This window comes from Clostridium sp. ZBS15, assembly GCF_023845705.1.
Lineage (GTDB): Bacteria > Bacillota > Clostridia > Clostridiales > Clostridiaceae > Clostridium > Clostridium aquiflavi.
The window spans coordinates 1-16,708 of the sequence record NZ_JAMQHY010000015.1 but is presented as its reverse complement, the minus strand read 5'-3'; the positions used below and the strand labels follow the sequence as shown (position 1 = coordinate 16,708).

14 protein-coding genes are annotated in these 16,708 nt (G+C 25.8%); 6 read left to right on the top strand and 8 right to left on the bottom strand.

Going from position 1 to position 16,708, the window contains the following annotated elements; all coding sequences use genetic code 11:
• Positions 1-140: 140 nt before the first annotated feature.
• Positions 141-923 (bottom strand): uridine phosphorylase, encoded by a 783-nt coding sequence (gene udp / locus NG904_RS07460; protein ID WP_252214097.1) that lies wholly within the window; start codon positions 921-923, stop codon positions 141-143.
• A 684-nt stretch (positions 924-1,607) separates the two neighbouring features.
• On the opposite strand from udp, the gene NG904_RS07455 reads away from it, so the two are divergent.
• Positions 1,608-2,342, top strand: coding sequence for a GntR family transcriptional regulator (locus tag NG904_RS07455; protein WP_252214099.1), 735 nt, complete (start codon positions 1,608-1,610; stop codon positions 2,340-2,342).
• A gap of 240 nt (positions 2,343-2,582) precedes the next feature.
• On the opposite strand, the gene NG904_RS07450 is transcribed toward NG904_RS07455, so the two are convergent.
• From NG904_RS07450 to NG904_RS07440, 3 genes are all read right to left on the bottom strand, one after another.
• Positions 2,583-3,539, bottom strand: coding sequence for an aromatic acid exporter family protein (locus tag NG904_RS07450; RefSeq protein ID WP_252214101.1), 957 nt, complete (start codon positions 3,537-3,539; stop codon positions 2,583-2,585).
• A gap of 20 nt (positions 3,540-3,559) precedes the next feature.
• Positions 3,560-3,847 carry a DUF503 domain-containing protein gene (locus NG904_RS07445; RefSeq protein WP_252214103.1) on the bottom strand — a complete coding sequence of 96 codons (288 nt, stop codon included), beginning with the start codon at positions 3,845-3,847 and terminating at the stop codon, positions 3,560-3,562.
• A 226-nt stretch (positions 3,848-4,073) separates the two neighbouring features.
• Entirely contained in the window at positions 4,074-5,456 is a 1,383-nt protein-coding gene (locus NG904_RS07440) for a L,D-transpeptidase family protein (RefSeq protein ID WP_252214105.1), read from the bottom strand.
• Positions 5,457-5,692: 236 nt separating this feature from the next.
• On the opposite strand from NG904_RS07440, the gene pdxR reads away from it, so the two are divergent.
• Entirely contained in the window at positions 5,693-7,153 is a 1,461-nt protein-coding gene (pdxR, locus tag NG904_RS07435) for a MocR-like pyridoxine biosynthesis transcription factor PdxR (protein ID WP_252230815.1), read from the top strand.
• 144 nt (positions 7,154-7,297) lie between these two features.
• Positions 7,298-8,458, top strand: coding sequence for an alanine racemase (gene alr / locus NG904_RS07430; RefSeq protein ID WP_252214108.1), 1,161 nt, complete (start codon positions 7,298-7,300; stop codon positions 8,456-8,458).
• A 119-nt stretch (positions 8,459-8,577) separates the two neighbouring features.
• Here the strand turns inward: alr and NG904_RS07425 are convergent, their stop codons facing one another.
• Positions 8,578-9,966, bottom strand: coding sequence for a L,D-transpeptidase family protein (locus tag NG904_RS07425; protein ID WP_252214110.1), 1,389 nt, complete (start codon positions 9,964-9,966; stop codon positions 8,578-8,580).
• Positions 9,967-10,316: 350 nt separating this feature from the next.
• Between NG904_RS07425 and NG904_RS07420 the strand changes: the two genes are divergently transcribed.
• A complete protein-coding gene (locus tag NG904_RS07420; RefSeq protein ID WP_252214112.1) occupies positions 10,317-11,324 on the top strand; it encodes a PLP-dependent cysteine synthase family protein in 1,008 nt (335 codons plus the stop codon).
• A 234-nt stretch (positions 11,325-11,558) separates the two neighbouring features.
• On the opposite strand, the gene NG904_RS07415 is transcribed toward NG904_RS07420, so the two are convergent.
• The 3 genes from NG904_RS07415 to NG904_RS07405 form a co-directional block, all read right to left on the bottom strand.
• Entirely contained in the window at positions 11,559-12,644 is a 1,086-nt protein-coding gene (locus NG904_RS07415) for an HD-GYP domain-containing protein (RefSeq protein WP_252230813.1), read from the bottom strand.
• Positions 12,645-12,880: 236 nt separating this feature from the next.
• On the bottom strand, positions 12,881-13,696 hold the full coding sequence (locus tag NG904_RS07410; protein WP_252230811.1) for a RelA/SpoT domain-containing protein: 816 nt from the start codon (positions 13,694-13,696) through the stop codon (positions 12,881-12,883).
• A gap of 122 nt (positions 13,697-13,818) precedes the next feature.
• Positions 13,819-15,051 carry a dicarboxylate/amino acid:cation symporter gene (locus tag NG904_RS07405; RefSeq protein ID WP_252230809.1) on the bottom strand — a complete coding sequence of 411 codons (1,233 nt, stop codon included), beginning with the start codon at positions 15,049-15,051 and terminating at the stop codon, positions 13,819-13,821.
• A gap of 198 nt (positions 15,052-15,249) precedes the next feature.
• Here NG904_RS07405 and NG904_RS07400 point away from each other — a divergent pair, with 198 nt between their 5' ends.
• Positions 15,250-16,101 (top strand): AraC family transcriptional regulator, encoded by an 852-nt coding sequence (locus tag NG904_RS07400; protein ID WP_252230807.1) that lies wholly within the window; start codon positions 15,250-15,252, stop codon positions 16,099-16,101.
• Between the two features lie 99 nt (positions 16,102-16,200).
• Positions 16,201-16,347, top strand: coding sequence for a hypothetical protein (locus NG904_RS07395; protein WP_252214122.1), 147 nt, complete (start codon positions 16,201-16,203; stop codon positions 16,345-16,347).
• Positions 16,348-16,708 lie beyond the last annotated feature (361 nt).

Sequence of the window (16,708 nt, the reverse complement as noted above, 5' to 3'; positions counted from 1 at the left end):
AAAACCTCATACCTTTTGGACATCATTTAATAACGTTAAGTATGAGAAAATTTCATTAGTAAACTTTTAATACTTTTGCTATTAATATCAACAAGTTTTCTTGAATAATTTGTAAACCATGAAATTTTCTCTATTAATAACTATTTATTATTTTCTTTATCTGCTTTTATTAAATTTCTAATCCCTTCTATTGCAACTTTAATTGCTGCATCTGTATCATGAACTTGAGGATCTTCTAATCCAGCTTTAGCACGTTCTTGGTTAGCAATAGCTAAGAATACCGAACCCACACGTACTCTTAAGTAGCTTGATGCTATGAATAAAGCAGCTGATTCCATTTCAGATGCAAGACATCCACATCTTAACCATGCATTCCATTTATCCATTAATTCATAACTTACTGGCTTAGTTTCTGGTGAATGTTGACCGTAGAATGAATCTTTACATTGTACAACTCCAACATGATATTCTTGATTTAAAGTCTTAGATGCTTGTACTAATGAGTTTACTACATTAATATTAGCAACTGCTGGGAATTCTATTGGTGCATATTCCTTACTAGTTCCTTCCATTCTGATTGCTCCAGTGGCAATAACCATATCTCCACCTTTAACATCAATATCCATTCCGCCACATGTACCCACTCTAATGAAAGTATCTGCTCCACACTTTACTAATTCTTCTAAAGCTATAGCAGCTGATGGACCACCAATTCCTGTTGAGGTAACGCTTACTTTAACACCATCTAAGTATCCTGTATAAGTAACATATTCTCTCTTATCTGCAACTAACTCTGCATTATCAAAATATGCAGCAATCTTTGCACATCTCTTAGGGTCTCCTGGAAGAATTACATATTTTCCCACTTCTCCCTTTGCAACGTCTATATGATATTGTTTACCTGATCCTTGTGAATATTTCACTTTAATCCCTCCATTTTTTTATTATGTATTTTTTAGTTTTTATTAGTATTCCCGATTTATTTTGTAATATACCCGGAAGACGATTACATGTTTGCCACAAAACATTACTTTAGACACACATTCTACTTGTCTACTTTGTTGTATTGTTGTCTGTTCTTAAATAATATCATGTATATTATTTACATGTCAAGTTTTTTATAAAGGTATAGTAATTATGTTAAAATATTGATATATTGGTTATATTGTTAATAATAATTAGTTTTATACATGTAAATCCCAACTAAATCTCAACGATTAACTTATGTTCAAATTTAATGTTTTAATGTTATAATAAAGTATAGATTATTATAATATGTTTTTATTTAGACTTTTATTTATCTACTTGTATTAAACTTGTCTAATTTATTTTTTTAATTATTTATTATGGAATTATTTAAACACAGTTAAATTTAAAAATCTAAATAGAGTTTTTCTAAGATAACATTCTCTAGTTAATTCACTCATTATATATTATTGACAAAATAGAAATCGTTATCTCAAATCAGAAACACTCTATACAATTTATATTATGTTTATGCGTTAAAAAATTGTAGCAATACATTATTATTTAGTTTATAGAAAAATATTACAATTTAATTGGCGTAATACATAGCCTATGCTAGTTATTAATGAAAGGTGAATTTTATGAATGATATTAACTTAAGTGTAAAACCTAAAGAATTAAGATATGTTACTGTATATAATCAACTTTTTAAAATGATAAATGAAGGTATATTTAAAGAAGGTAGTAGACTTCCTTCAGAACCTGAATTAGCAAAATTTATTGGTGTAAGTAGAACAACATTAAGGCAGGCTTTAGCTTTACTTCAAGATGATGGTTTAATAAAAAACATTAGAGGTAAAGGTAATTTTATAATAAAATCTGAGACAAACAAAGACGTTGGTCTTGAAAAGATAGGACATCCCGTTTATAAATCTTTAGATGAACCAATTGATGATGTTGAAATCATTTTGCGTATAGAACCCTCTACAGATTATTTTAATAAAGTTTTAATTAAAAGTACAGCTGCTGTTGTTCTTGTTGATAGATGGTATAAGTATCAAGGAAAAGCTATTGCTTATACATTTACTTTAATACCAATTGAAACTATATCATCACTTAATATAGACTTAAACAATAAAAAACAAGTTATGGAGTTTTTAGAAAAAGAACTTTATGAAATAGCTAATGATATATTAATTGAATTAAAATATTCAACTTCTGGAAATTTTGCAGCAAAACAACATCCAATTGCATCTGAGGATAAGTTTTACTTAATTCAAGAAACTATATATAAAGATAATGAATTTCCAATTGTATCAAACAAACATTATCTTCCTATAAAGTCAACATCTATAAAGCTACATCCTACAAAATAAAAAGATAATTTAATAAGGCACAATGAAAAAATAACAAGTCCATTTGCTAGCTTATTTTCCATCATGCTACGTCGGCAAATTGACCTAATAGACTCGCTATGAGGGCAATTCGTCTCCTTGCCTAATGAAAAATATCAATTGCAATTTTGGACTTGTTATTTATTTTCATGTTCCTAATAACAAAATCACCTACTAGATATTAATCTCCATAAATAGGAGTATTGTGATTAAATTATTCTTTTAAAAATTTGATTTAAATTCTTTCTTTATAATTAAGAACTCCTCTAAATCATTTAAAAATTGAAATAACAATGCTCTATTTTCAAATTCATCTCTATTTATAGGTAATTCCATTAATTTATATTCATCTCTTAACAAATTTAACTTATCTATTAACTTAATACAATCATTGTATTCATAAATATTTATTGAAACATCCTTCGTAAAATCTGATAATAGTTTTGTTTGCTCGTATGTCATATAAAATTTTGAAAAATGATTCTTCATCCTTTTTATAGTTTTTAATTGTGCTATCCTCATATCTACATATCTTATATAATAATCATCACTTTTAAAAATATAGTTATTATCTATTTTATGAGCTATTACCTTGGTTTTCTTTATTAACTCCTCCGCATCTCTTAAGATCCTTTGTTCGTATATTGGTACTGATTGAGTAATTAAACTTAATGCCATATCAGATAATATTATTCTATAATATTCTTCTATTTTATCCTTATTCTTATCAAATTCTTCCTCTAATGACATTGTGTACAAGTTAAATATCATTGCAACTCCAATACCAACTATAGTTAAAGTTACTTCGTTAAAAATCCAATAAAAATTTATATTATCACTGCTTAGAAGATGTGTTGACAATACAGCCCCAACTATCATTCCTTCCGTTATTTTCGAATATTTAGTTATTGGTATAAAAATAAGCAAAAAAAGTCCAAATATCATAGGATTATTTCCCAATACTAAATACAATATAAACGATAATGATATTGCTATCATTGATGCCAAGATTCTTCTAATTGAAATAAGTAAAGCTTCTTTTTTAGTATCTTGAATACTCAAAATTGCTATTATTCCTGATGTTACTGAAAATTCTAAGCCCATATAATTAGATATAAAAATTGCTATTGTTGCTGATAATGCTGCCTTAACTGTTTTTGACTGAAAATACTTTTTCATTTGTTTCCTTTCCTATTATCCTATAATATGTCTTCATCTTTTTCTATATGAATGATTTCTGCATCTGTATTACTATCTATAAATTCTATTATATTTTCTGATGTTGAATCTGCTTGTGCTGAATTTGCACATATTCCAACCATACCAATAACTATAGTTTTATGAATATCTTGCTTATCTATTTCAGATACTGATACATTAAATTTATTTTTTAACCTTTGTATTAAACTTTTTACAATCATTCTCTTTTCTTTTAATGATAATACCCACGAAGCTCTTAACGTAATTTTTAGTATTAAAATTTTCATAATTTTAGCTCAAAACCTTTCTTAATAGATTTCACAGTATTACTTATTAAATATATTTTAAAGTCTATTTTAAGTCAACATTTATATTTATTATAACAATATTCACTTAGAAAGATCCTTTTATATTATGTTTAAAATCTTTATACTACAATATAAATGAAAAAGCGAATGATCTAAATTATCATCCGCTTTTACTTAATATTTTTTCATAATTATCTTTCACTTTTTATTCATAATAACATACTATTGGAATTCCTGGTTCAATATTTTCAAATATCTTTTGAGCTAAATAAGATGGTGCATTGACACATCCATGTGATCCATTTGTTTTGTATATATTTCCACCAAATTGACTCCTCCATATTGCATCATGTATACCAATTCCACCATTAAATGGCATCCAATAATTAACATCAGTAGCGTAGTTTTCTCCTTTTAAAGTTGCATTTTTTTGCTTATAATTTAACATATATACTCCTACAGGAGTTGCATGTCCTAAGCTTACATTTCCAGTTACTACATCACCTTGTGTAACCATTGTTCCATCTTTATAAAACCATAAATATTGTTTTGTAAAATTAATTTCCACATAAGTTCTTCCAATATCATTAACATCACGACTCACTGCCTTTTGGCGATATATTGGCTCTCTTGTAATAGTTTGTCCATTTTCAACTAGATTTATTAAAGCCTTAACTTCCTCTTCTGTATTGATAATCCATCCATAATTTCCTCCTGTAACTTTAGCTTTCGTTCCCATAGAGGTTAAAAACTCCCTAGTTCTTGCCACAGTATTATAAGAATTTGCTATTTCATTAACATAGTGTCTTATTTTTTTCTCATCAAATACAATATTTAAATCATCATCTACTTTAATCCATTCATTTATTATCGAATCATCTGCCACTTCTTTTCTATCACTAAAATCATAAGTTATTTTTGTTAATATATATTTGTTAAGTTTATTATTAATAGCTATAACTTTTGGAGAATCAGATGTATATTTAGGATTTTCGTAGCAATCAATCTCATCTAAATTTAAAATATTTACCCCATTAATTATTGATTTAACTACATTTTCATATAAAATATCTCGTTTTATTTTATTTCCATAGACTTCATCTACAATAGCATATCCATGATCTACATATTTAAAAGTAGGATTTTGAGGTTCTACTACTTTATTTTCATCAAAGCATGATAACTTATTTAAACATTCATTTAATAAATCTTCATCATATGAAACTAAATTCACACTGTTATAGTTACTTGTTTTAAAAAATCTAAAAATCCACTGAAATGGTTTCTGAGTATTTTTTAAATCTTTTAGCTTATCTTGTGGATCATATTTCAATTTAATACTATCATTTAAAATTTCTTCATTAGTTCCATCACGTTCTTTTAATTCTAATTTATATGATTCTAGCTCATTTGAAAGTTTTTTGTTAGCATCCTCTAAATTTTTGCATGAAATATTAACTCCATTTACTATAGTTCCAAAATAAAAATGACTTAAAAAATAAAAAGATAAACTAAGATATATAGTAATAAAAATAAAAAGAATAATACCTGTATTCTTTAAGTACTTTTCTTTATATTGCTTATCCACAATAATTACTTCCTTTCCTTTCTTAAAATAGTATAATGTAATAGTACTTATTCTAAATTGAATTCTTTTCATTATATTAAATTGATAAATTATTTATTCTATTTTTAAAGTATTTTTATATTTATAAATGACTTTAATTGTACTGAGTTTAAATAAATTGATATAATACTAATTAACAATAAATAACTTAAAATATATAGAAAATAAAAATGTCTTTAAACATGAGGTGATTAAATTTGATATTTTCTACTCTTAATATTGATAAAGATAAACCTATTTATTTACAAATAAAACAACATATTATTAATGGAATTAAAAAAGGCGAGTTAAAAAAAGATAGTAAACTTCCCTCCACAAGAGAAGTAAGTAAATTTTTAAATATAAGTAGAAATTCTGTTATTTCTGCTTATGAAGAATTAGAAAGCATTGGAATAATAATTACTAAGAGAGGTATTGGTACTTTTATTGCAATAGAAAGTGAGACCGAATGCTATCCATATAATATAAATTACGATTCTATGACAAATGATTATTCTAATAATCTTAGAAATTTGGATATTGTAAAAAATGAATTGCCTTATAAAAAAGGATTAATATCTTTTAAATCCATAGCACCTGAAAGTACTCTTTTCAATCTTGATGATTTTAAAAGAGCTTTATTAGATGCATGGTCATACGAAAATACTAATCTTTTAAATTATGGATATGCTAAAGGATACAAGCCTCTAATAGATTATTTTTTTGATTATATGATAAAAAAAAGAGTTAATACAAATAATAAAGATATTTTAATAACAAATGGTTTCACAGAAGCTTTCGATATAATAATATCTTCTTTAACTACCAAGGGTGATACCATTATTTGTGAAAAACCAACCCATAATACTGCAATAAAAATAATGAAATCCTACGGTTTAAAGGTTGTACAAATTGAAATGGATAAGGATGGTTTAAATTTACTTGAACTAGAAAAAAGTTTAAGTAAATGCAATCCTAAGTTTGGATACATAATACCTTCTTATAATAATCCAACTGGTATTGTAACTAAGAGTGAAAGAAGAAAAGAAATATATAATCTTTTTAGAAAATATTCTGTTCCAATAATAGAAGATGGATTTAATGAAGAGCTTCTCTACTCTAGTTCCCCAATTGAACCTATAGCATCATTAGCTGGAGAAGGTAATGGTATTATATATATAGGTAGCCTTTCAAAAATTTTATTTCCTGGTCTTAGGATAGGTTGGATATTTGCTGATCAAAAGCTTATTGATATTTTAGAAAGTGTAAAGCGTGGTAAAAACATTCACTCTTCTTTTTTAGATCAAAGTACTTTTTATTATTATTTAAAAAGTGGTTCTTTTAATAAATACTTGAAGAATGTTAGAAAATATTATAAAGATAAATATAACCTTATTATTGAAATGATAAATAAGTATATTCCTTATGAATATATAACGGGTGAAGGTGGTCTTCATGTTTTTATTAAATTAAAAGATAATATAAATTCTAGAGAGCTATTAGATTTGTGTTATAAAGAGGGTGTTATGTTTATGCCTGGAGATATTTTTTATGAAGGCAATGGTGATAAAAATACTTTTAGAATTGGCTTTGGTAGAGTGAGTGACAAAGATATTAAAAAAGGTATTAAAATTATAGGAGATAATATAAAACTATTATCAAGTAAATCTAACTTATAAGATAAACCACTATTTATACAAATTAAAAACTTAGTGGTTCTTTCTTTATTATGGTTACTTTAATAAAATAATATTAGAATAAGTGAACTATAATTATTATAGTTCCATTATTAATATTAAATAATACTAGTGAGGACGATAGTAATGGAAAAAATAATGCGACCTGTATGGGCAGAAATAGATTTAGATGCAATAGCTTATAATATGAAAAATATAAAAAGCTTAGCACAAGATAAAAATGTGATAGCAGTTGTAAAAGCTGATTGTTATGGGCATGGAGCTCTAGATGTAGTTCCCATTCTCCTTGAAAATGGTGCTTCTAGGCTTGCTGTTGCTGTTTTAACTGAAGCGATTGAGCTTAGAAATAACAATGTAATTGCGCCAATTATGATTTTAGGATACACTCCTGAATATTTATTTGAGGAAGTAGTTAATTATGATATAGAACAAACAGTTTATGATTTAGAATATGCAAAAAAACTATCACATGTAGCTATAAAATTTAATAAAAAAGCTAAAGTGCATATTGCTATTGATACAGGTATGGGGAGAATTGGATTTATTCCAAATAAAAAAGCAATTGAGGATGTTAAAGAAATATATAATTTAAAAGGTCTAGATGTAATTGGTATATTTACTCATTTCTCAACTTCTGATGAAACTGATAAAGAATATACTAATGAACAATTTAATAAATTCACATCTTTTGTAGATAAGCTTTCAATGGTTGGCGTTGAAATCCCAATAAAACATGTATCTAATAGCGGTGCTATTATAGATATGCCAAAAACTTATTTAGATAGCATAAGAGCTGGTATAATACTTTATGGATATTATCCATCTGATGAAATAAATAAAGAAAATATTAATTTAAAACCTGCTCTAACTTTAAAAGCCAGTTTAACACGTATACAAGAATTAGATGAAAATAGCTATATAAGCTATGGTAGAACATTTAAAACTAAAAGAAAAAGTATTATAGCAACTTTACCTATAGGGTATGCTGATGGATATTCTAGATTGCTTGCTCCTGGTGCTAAAGTTATACTAAATGGGCAGTTTGCTCCCGTTGTTGGTCGAATATGTATGGACCAATGTATGATTGATGTTACCGATATAAGTGATGTTAATGTTGGAGATGAAGTAATAATTCTTGGTGAAGATAGTGATTTAAAATTAAATGCTGACGATCTTGCCAAATCTATGGGAACAATAAATTATGAAATTCTTTGTATGCTTAAATATAGAATACCTAGAGTTTATATGAAAAATGGTGAAATATTTAATGTTAAAAATTATCTTTAATTAATATTATTTTTAAACTTAAATGCCCCACAGGATTTTTCCTGTGGGGCATTATTACGTTTAGCGTTTAAACATTCACCATTATATTTCTACAAATTTTATATATTATTTAAAACTCTTTAATAACAAACTACAGGAGTTCCAGCCTTTATATTTTCAAATATTTTTTGAGCCAATTCATACGGAGCATTAATACATCCATGTGAACCACTGGCCAAATAAATCTGTCCACCAAATTCTGTTCTCCAAGTTGCATCATGAAGTCCTATATTTCCATTAAATGGCATCCAATAATTAACTGGTGAACTATAGTTTTCTCCCTTTAATGTAGCATTTTTTTCTATATAGTTTAATCTATATGTTCCTACAGGAGTTCCCCAATTATTACTTACATTACCAGTAACAACATCACCATCTGCAATTAACTGACCCTCTTTATAATACCATATATGTTGCTTAGAAAAATTAATTTCTAAATATGTATTACCAATATCATTCTTATTTCGTGATATAGCTGTTTGAGAATAAATAGGTTGTCTAGTAGTATCTTCACCTTTTTTTATTGTTTCAATTAGTCCATTTACTTCAGCCTGCTTGTCTATAATCCATCCATAATTTCCACCATCAACATTTACTGTTTCTCCTAATGATGTTTTAAATTCTCTTGTTTTAGAAAAAGTATTATATTTACTTGCTAAAGAATAAATATATTGACTAACATTTTTTTCACTAATCATTACTTCCATATCATTATTAACATAAAGCCAATTATGTATTGTAGAACCATCTAATACCTCTTTACTATCTTCAAAATCATATGTTATTTTTAAATTCGAATATTTATCAAGTAGATCTTTTGCTTCATTAACTTCTTTTGACTCTAAATTAAATTTTGGATTTTCATAACAGTCTATTTCTTCTAAATTTATTTTTGTTTCTCCATTAATAACAGCGTTTTTTACTACATCAGAAAATACTTCTTTTTTTATTTTATTACCTTTTACTTCAGGCAATATTTTGTAACCATTACTTGTATATTCAAAATCAGGATTTTTAGGGTCTGTTACATTTTCATTAATACAAGAAAGATTATCTAATTGTTTATCTAATAAATCTTCATTAAAAGTTACTATATCATTTAATGTAGAATGACTTTTACTAAATATAGATTTTGGCCAAGAAAATGCTTTTTGACCACTCTTTAAATTTTCTATTTTATCTTTAGGATCATAAGTTAATTCTATGCTATCACCTTTAATTTCTTCCTTTTTATCATCCCTTAATTCAAGTTCAAGTTTATACTGTGGAATTTTAGAAGCTAATAATTTCTCTGCTTCTTCAACAGTTACACCTCCAACATTTATACCATTAATTTGTGATCCAAAATAAAAATGTTTTGCAAAATATGCTGATCCCCCCAAATAAATAGCAAGTAAAATAGCAACACATACTATAATAGCTTTAACATTTGTAATATTTTTGGTAGGTTTGTGCCTTCGTTTTCTCATCTTTTTTGTCCCCTCTTTATATTAAGAAAAATTAAAAATTATATATTATGTATATAATGTATATATACACTTTTAATATATACATTATCCTAATGATTATATCACAAATATTCTTATTATAATAACTCTATATACTAGTAAAATCAGCCTCTATTTAAAGTAATTATTGTTATTACAATATACTTTGCTATATTATTTACTAAATTTAAGTTTTATCATATATTAAATTTATTTTTTATAATAATCACTAATAATTATTAATCCATTTAAATATTATTAATATTAAGAACAATATTTTTAAATTACATAGTCTATACTATAATATTAAATTTGAGAATAGGAGTTTTCTTATGAATAATATACTTAATAAAATAAATAATTTAGAAAAACTTATTGGTAATACTCCCCTAGTAGAAATATTATTTAAATATAAAGGGAAAGAACTGAAAGTATATTCAAAACTTGAATATTATAATTACACTGGAAGTATAAAAGATAGAATGGCTTTATATATTTTGAAAAAAGCTTATTTAAATAATTCTATAAAACAAAACTACACTATAGTTGAAACCACTAGCGGAAACACTGGTATATCATTCTCAGCTATAGGCACTTATCTCGGAAATTCTATTGATATTTATATGCCTGATTGGATGAGTGATGAAAGAAAAAAACTTTTATCAAGCTTTAATGCTAATTTAATATTAGTTTCTAAAAAAGAAGGTGGTTTTTTAAAATGTTTAGAACTTACTGAAAAAAGAAGATTAAATTCTGATACTGTATTTCTTCCATGTCAATTTTCTAATAAGGATAATGCAGAAGCTCACTATCTATCTACAGGACCTGAAATATGGAATACTTTAAGTAATCTAGGTATTATTCCTACTGCTTTTGTTGCTGGAGTTGGAACTGGTGGAACAATTATGGGTATAGGTAAATATCTAAAAGATAAAAATTCTAATATAAAAATATATCCATTGGAACCATCAAATTCCCCTACACTTTCTACTGGCTTTCAAGTAAGTGAACACCGAATTCAAGGAATTGTTGATGAATTTATTCCACCTATACTTGATTTAAAATCATTAAATGAAGTAATAAGTATTAATGATGGTGATGCTATTATAATGGCACAAAAGCTATCTAGAATTTTAGGTTTAGGAGTTGGAATATCATCCGGTGCTAATTTTTTAGGTGCTATAAAAACACTTGAACTAAATAATTATGAAGGAAATATAGTTACAATATTTGCTGATGATAATAAAAAATATTTAAGTACCGATTTAATGAAATGTGAACCAATTAAAGATAACTTTATTTCATCACACATTGAATTAATAGGTTTAAAAAGATTATAACATTATGCTATGTTTTATCAGAATGTCTAAATATGCATAAACAAAGCAAACTACGTAACTGAACTTTACCTATTGCATCAACATACATTTAAAACATAGCATAATATTGAAATTATTATTAAAATATACAATGTATGAACATCTATGAATTACTATCTATTTATAATTATCTGCTATCCCTAATTTTCATAATATTTAATAAGAGCTTGAGTACCTAGATCTCCTAAATCATGCCTATTTCTTAATAAGATATTTATACTCTATATCTAAAATTATAATATTTCTTGCATTTAAGTCATTTTGAAGATCTATTATTTCTGCTTCATCCCCATTTTTTTGTAGTATTTTAATAATTGGTCTTAATGGATTATTAATATTATCTCCAATAACTGTAGCACGCCTTTTATCACTTAATTTTACACATGATCCAATAGGATATGGTTCTATTTTTTTCAAAAATGCCTTTACAACATTATAATCAAAGCTGCTACCAACCCCTGCCATAATATATTCTATGGCTTCTAAAGGCTTTATTGGATTTCTATATGGTCTATTTCCTGTCAAAGCATCATATACATCTGCTACAGTTATTATCCTCCCAAACAAAGGGATATCTTCCTTTTTTAGTTTATTCGGATAACCTGTCCCATCAAATTTTTCATGATGACTTATAACTCCTAAATATATATCATTATCCATATATTTATTTTCTACAATATAGTTTCCACCTAACTCTGCATGAGTTTTAACAATATTAAATTCCTCTTCAGTAAGCTTTGATGGTTTTCCTATTATTTCTATTGGTATTGCTACTTTTCCAATATCATGTAATAATCCACAAACACCTAAATCACATAACTCTTTCTTACTTAAATTTAATGCACTTCCTATTGCAATTGATATTACTGTTACACTCAAAGAGTGAAGATATGTATTAACATCATATGATTGTAAATCTGTTATTCCTATAGATGTTTTTTTATTTTTACACATATTATTGACAAGCTTTACAGATATTGATTCTATCTCTTTTATAACATTCTCTTCCAAAATTTTATGCTTACTTTTGCACATTTCAAAAATATTCTTAATTGTTGTTACAGATTTTTTTCTTAAGTTATCATCTAATATTAGATTTTTTCTGCCATCATCAATGTATGCACCTAAAACATTGAAATTTATTAGTTTCTGTATGTTTGCATTTGTTAATATCATACCTTTCTTTAATAAAAAAGCTTTTGATTTTTTATTGTTATCTAGATGTATATTACTAGCTAATTTCATTCCAGCTTTCAATTCATAATAAGGTACAAATATCAATTAAATCACTCCTAAACCAGTTTACTTTTCTTCTTACTTTAATATTCTATCATTTTAAAGCAAAATTTAACATAATTTTTACTAATAATTATCAGACAAAATACTAAAGAGTAAAAAAAGAAAAATACTATTGGTACATTTATGTAGCCATAGTATTTTCCTCAATATATTCTTAAAATATAATTTTTTACATTTATTTAAAACCTTTTATTTTGAATCTCTATATTTTTTTAATTTTATTCTACATCTATCCATGTCATTTTATTTTTTAATCTATTTATTTCTGAGTCTTGTTCTTCTATCATTTTTATATAATTTTTCTCTTTTTCGCACCATTCTTTACTTAAATTATTAACTAATGATGCCATTTCATCTGCACTACCAACTATTCTGTTAAATAATAGTAAATTTGATTTTAGAATTTCTGGAATTTCATTGTGTGAATATCTTAAAATATGATCTATTTCTCCATATCCTTCTTCAAATATTGTTCTAACTTGAATTTCTGCAACTACTTTTTCGTTTGTTGGACAGAACTCAACTAAGTAATGTACTGAACGATATCCTGAAGCTCTTGATCTCACTTTTATATCTAATTCCTCGAAGACCTCAATATTGTCTCCATCTCTAACATTAGCGGTTATTTCTACTACTTTCCATGTGTTTATTATGTACTCATGTATTTCTCTCCATTGCTCCTTAAATATATGTATAACCCTTATTCCAATTAAATCACTTATTTCTTGTTTATAATTATCTACTGTAAATTCAAAATCATCGCCATATTTTTCTTTTCTATCTTCAGTTTTTCTTATAATTTTTTCTATAAGCCTAATAGGTTCTTTAATTCTTGATTTTACTGAATGTATAACCTCTTGAGAACGTAATATATTAGCTATAAATCCTGCTTGATTTTCATAGGAATCTTTATACTCAATATAATCATTATATATTGCTTTCATGTTTTCCATATTAATATTATATTTCTCTATTGTTTTGTCAATCTGTGGATACTCTAATAAAAATTCATCTATATTAAATTCCTTTTTCATAAATACACTCCCCTTATCCAAAAAATTTTCTTATAATTTAATACTACACTAATTTTCTCATAATATAAATAGAGATATTTAAAAAGCTGAATTATGTATTACACAGAAATCAGCTTTTTCATCTATATTTGATTTTTTTTATTCCTCATAAATTTTGAAATCATCATTGTACAAACAGTATTACCAGATGAATTTAATAATGTAGCTGGTATATCAATTATTGTGGCTATTACAAGCATTATTGCAAGAGCTTCTTGTGGAAAGTTAAACATACTTAATATAAGCATTTCCCCTATTGCTCCACCTCCTGGAACAGCTCCTACAACAGCTCCTATTAATAATCCTAAAATTAATATAGTTATTAATGAGCCAATACTATCAGTGTCACGTCCAAATATTCCAAACAAGAACATAATTTTGTATACACCACCTATAACTGATCCATCTTTATGAATATTAACTCCTATTGGCATTATTATTTTAGCTATACTATCTGGTACCCCCATCTTTTTAGCTGCTTTTATATTTACAGGTATGCAAGCTGCACTTGAACATGTTGCTACTGCTGTTACTGCTGGTTCAACAGAATTTTCCCAAAAACTTTTAATTCCCCTTTTGCCACCAGCAATATATGCATATATTGTAAAGAATATACCGAAATATAATATTGACAGAACAGTATATAGTACAAATACTTTCAAGTATCCTGTTAATATTTGTCCTCCTAATTCTCCTATTATACTTGCAAAATAAGCTCCAAGGCCTATTGGTGCATAATACATGATTATACTTATAATTTTCATTGTTACTGCTGCACCACTATTTAAAAATTTTGCAAACATTTTACCTTCTTCTTTACAAAGCATTGTCGCAAATCCTACTATTATTGAAAATAAAATTAATGCAAGTAAGTTACTTCTTGTTAAAAGTTCTGAAAAATCACCAACACTGATGCTAGATACAATCTTTTCTAATATTCCAACTGAATTCATAGTTTCATTTTGATTAGAATTAATTAAGTTTTCAAATGTAGATAAATTTAATCCTTTTGTAGGATCAAATAATTTAAAACTAGCCACTCCTAATATTCCTGAAATAAGAGCAGTTGCTCCAAATACTATAACAGTTGTCCCCAATAATTTGCCTAACTTCTTAGAGCTCTCCATATTAGCTATTGATGATGATATACTAAAAAATACTATTGGTATTAATGCTGTAAATATCATATTTAAAAATAATTTTCCTAATGGTTCAAATATTTTTGCATCTTCCCCCATTATAAGTCCTATAGTACCACCAAATAAAATTGATAGTAATAAAATTATTGAATATTTATAGTTTTTTATAAACTTCAAAGCGTATTCCTCCTTAATTGAATTTTTATTTTTTACTCTTCTTGATAAAATATAATTCCTTTAATTTTTTATATAAAATATATCTTTGTTAATTTTATTATATACAGAATTTTAACTATAAATAGTGCATATATTGCTTGAAATATTGTAAAAAGTGCTCTATGATTTATATATATTATTTGAAAGGTTGTCATTTAAATGAATACAATTGATTATGGAAATAAAGCTGGCTACTTGCATAGTGATTTTAAATTATTTCATATAAAAGATAAGAAAAATCAAGAATTTGAATTCCACTACCATGAGTTCAATAAGATAATTATATTTTTATCTGGAAAAGTAACTTATCTAATAGAAGGAAAAGCTTATTATCTAAAACCTTGGGATATACTTCTTGTAAATAATCATGATGTGCACAAACCATTAATAGATTCGTCTGAAGCTTATGAAAGAATAGTAATTTGGGTTAATTCAAATTTTATAGAATCTCACAATTATAATAATTGTGATTTGATGACTTGTTTTAAATTAGCTAATAAAAAAAGCTTTAATCTTATTAGACTTGATATCAAATTACAGAATTCATTAAAAGGCATTATTAGCTCATTAGAGTCTCCATTAAATTCAAATGATTTTGGAAGTAAACTTTTAAATAATGCATTATTTATCCAATTCTTAATTTATTTAAATAGGATATACCTTGAAGATATGTTTATTAATGATAAGTCATCTCTTAAATATGATAAACAAATTGAAGAAATATTAAAATATATAAATACTAATATATCAGAAGATCTTTCTATTGAATTTCTAGCAAAGAAATTTTTTATAAGTAAGTATTATTTAATGCATAAATTTAAAAAAGAAACCGGTTATACTCTTCATAATTATATATTGCAAAAAAGATTATTAATAGCAAAAGACCTTATAGAAAATGGTGAAGCTGTTTTAAAAGCATCTACAAAGTGTGGATTTAATGATTACTCTAGTTTTCTACGCTCTTTTAAAAAATTATTTAATAAATCACCAAGAGAACTTTTGTTGAAATAGATATGCCGCATATTAAGTTCCATTTAATGTAATGTATATATTATTTTTCTAAGGAAAAGATAAATACTGATTAAAGTATTACAGGAGGGAATTTAAAATATGGGTAATGATAAAATGTCAGCTCGTGAAAAAGCTAAACAAATGATGATTGCAGGGGATTCTTTTGATACCATCATGGAAAAAACTAATTTAAGGCTAAAAGACTTAAAAAAAATTAGAAGAAAAGAAATAGATACTCATTTTTAAAGTATCTAAACCTATATTTAAAACTATTTTCAATTAATAGTTTTTTTAAGTTAGTGCTATTTTTTTAATTTAGCACTAACTTTATCACAATTAACATTCATATAAATATAATAAATATTTATTTTTAAGGCTATGTTTTAAATGCGTGTTGATATATGCAATAGGTAAAGTGACATGGTAATTAGACTTTGAGAATTCTTAAGTGAGAAGCTAAATTTTATATTTAGCCTGTCAAACTTACTCAGCGAAGTCGAGTTTCCTTTTGAATTCTACATTTACTGCTTGTCTTAATTTCACATTGAGAGCAAGCTAAAATGGGACTATACTCATTTTTAGTATTCCTAAGTTTAATTACTCCGTT

Excerpts from the sequence above, each read along its gene's own strand:
- NG904_RS07395 (WP_252214122.1), top strand. The coding sequence starts at position 16,201 with ATGGGTAATGATAAAATGTCAGCTCGTGAAAAAGCTAAACAAATGATG.
- NG904_RS07400 (WP_252230807.1), top strand. The coding sequence starts at position 15,250 with ATGAATACAATTGATTATGGAAATAAAGCTGGCTACTTGCATAGTGAT.
- NG904_RS07450 (WP_252214101.1), bottom strand. The coding sequence starts at position 3,539 with ATGAAAAAGTATTTTCAGTCAAAAACAGTTAAGGCAGCATTATCAGCA.
- NG904_RS07455 (WP_252214099.1), top strand. The coding sequence starts at position 1,608 with ATGAATGATATTAACTTAAGTGTAAAACCTAAAGAATTAAGATATGTT.
- alr (WP_252214108.1), top strand. The coding sequence starts at position 7,298 with ATGGAAAAAATAATGCGACCTGTATGGGCAGAAATAGATTTAGATGCA.
- NG904_RS07420 (WP_252214112.1), top strand. The coding sequence starts at position 10,317 with ATGAATAATATACTTAATAAAATAAATAATTTAGAAAAACTTATTGGT.
- NG904_RS07410 (WP_252230811.1), bottom strand. The coding sequence starts at position 13,696 with ATGAAAAAGGAATTTAATATAGATGAATTTTTATTAGAGTATCCACAG.
- NG904_RS07425 (WP_252214110.1), bottom strand. The coding sequence starts at position 9,966 with ATGAGAAAACGAAGGCACAAACCTACCAAAAATATTACAAATGTTAAA.
- NG904_RS07445 (WP_252214103.1), bottom strand. The coding sequence starts at position 3,847 with ATGAAAATTTTAATACTAAAAATTACGTTAAGAGCTTCGTGGGTATTA.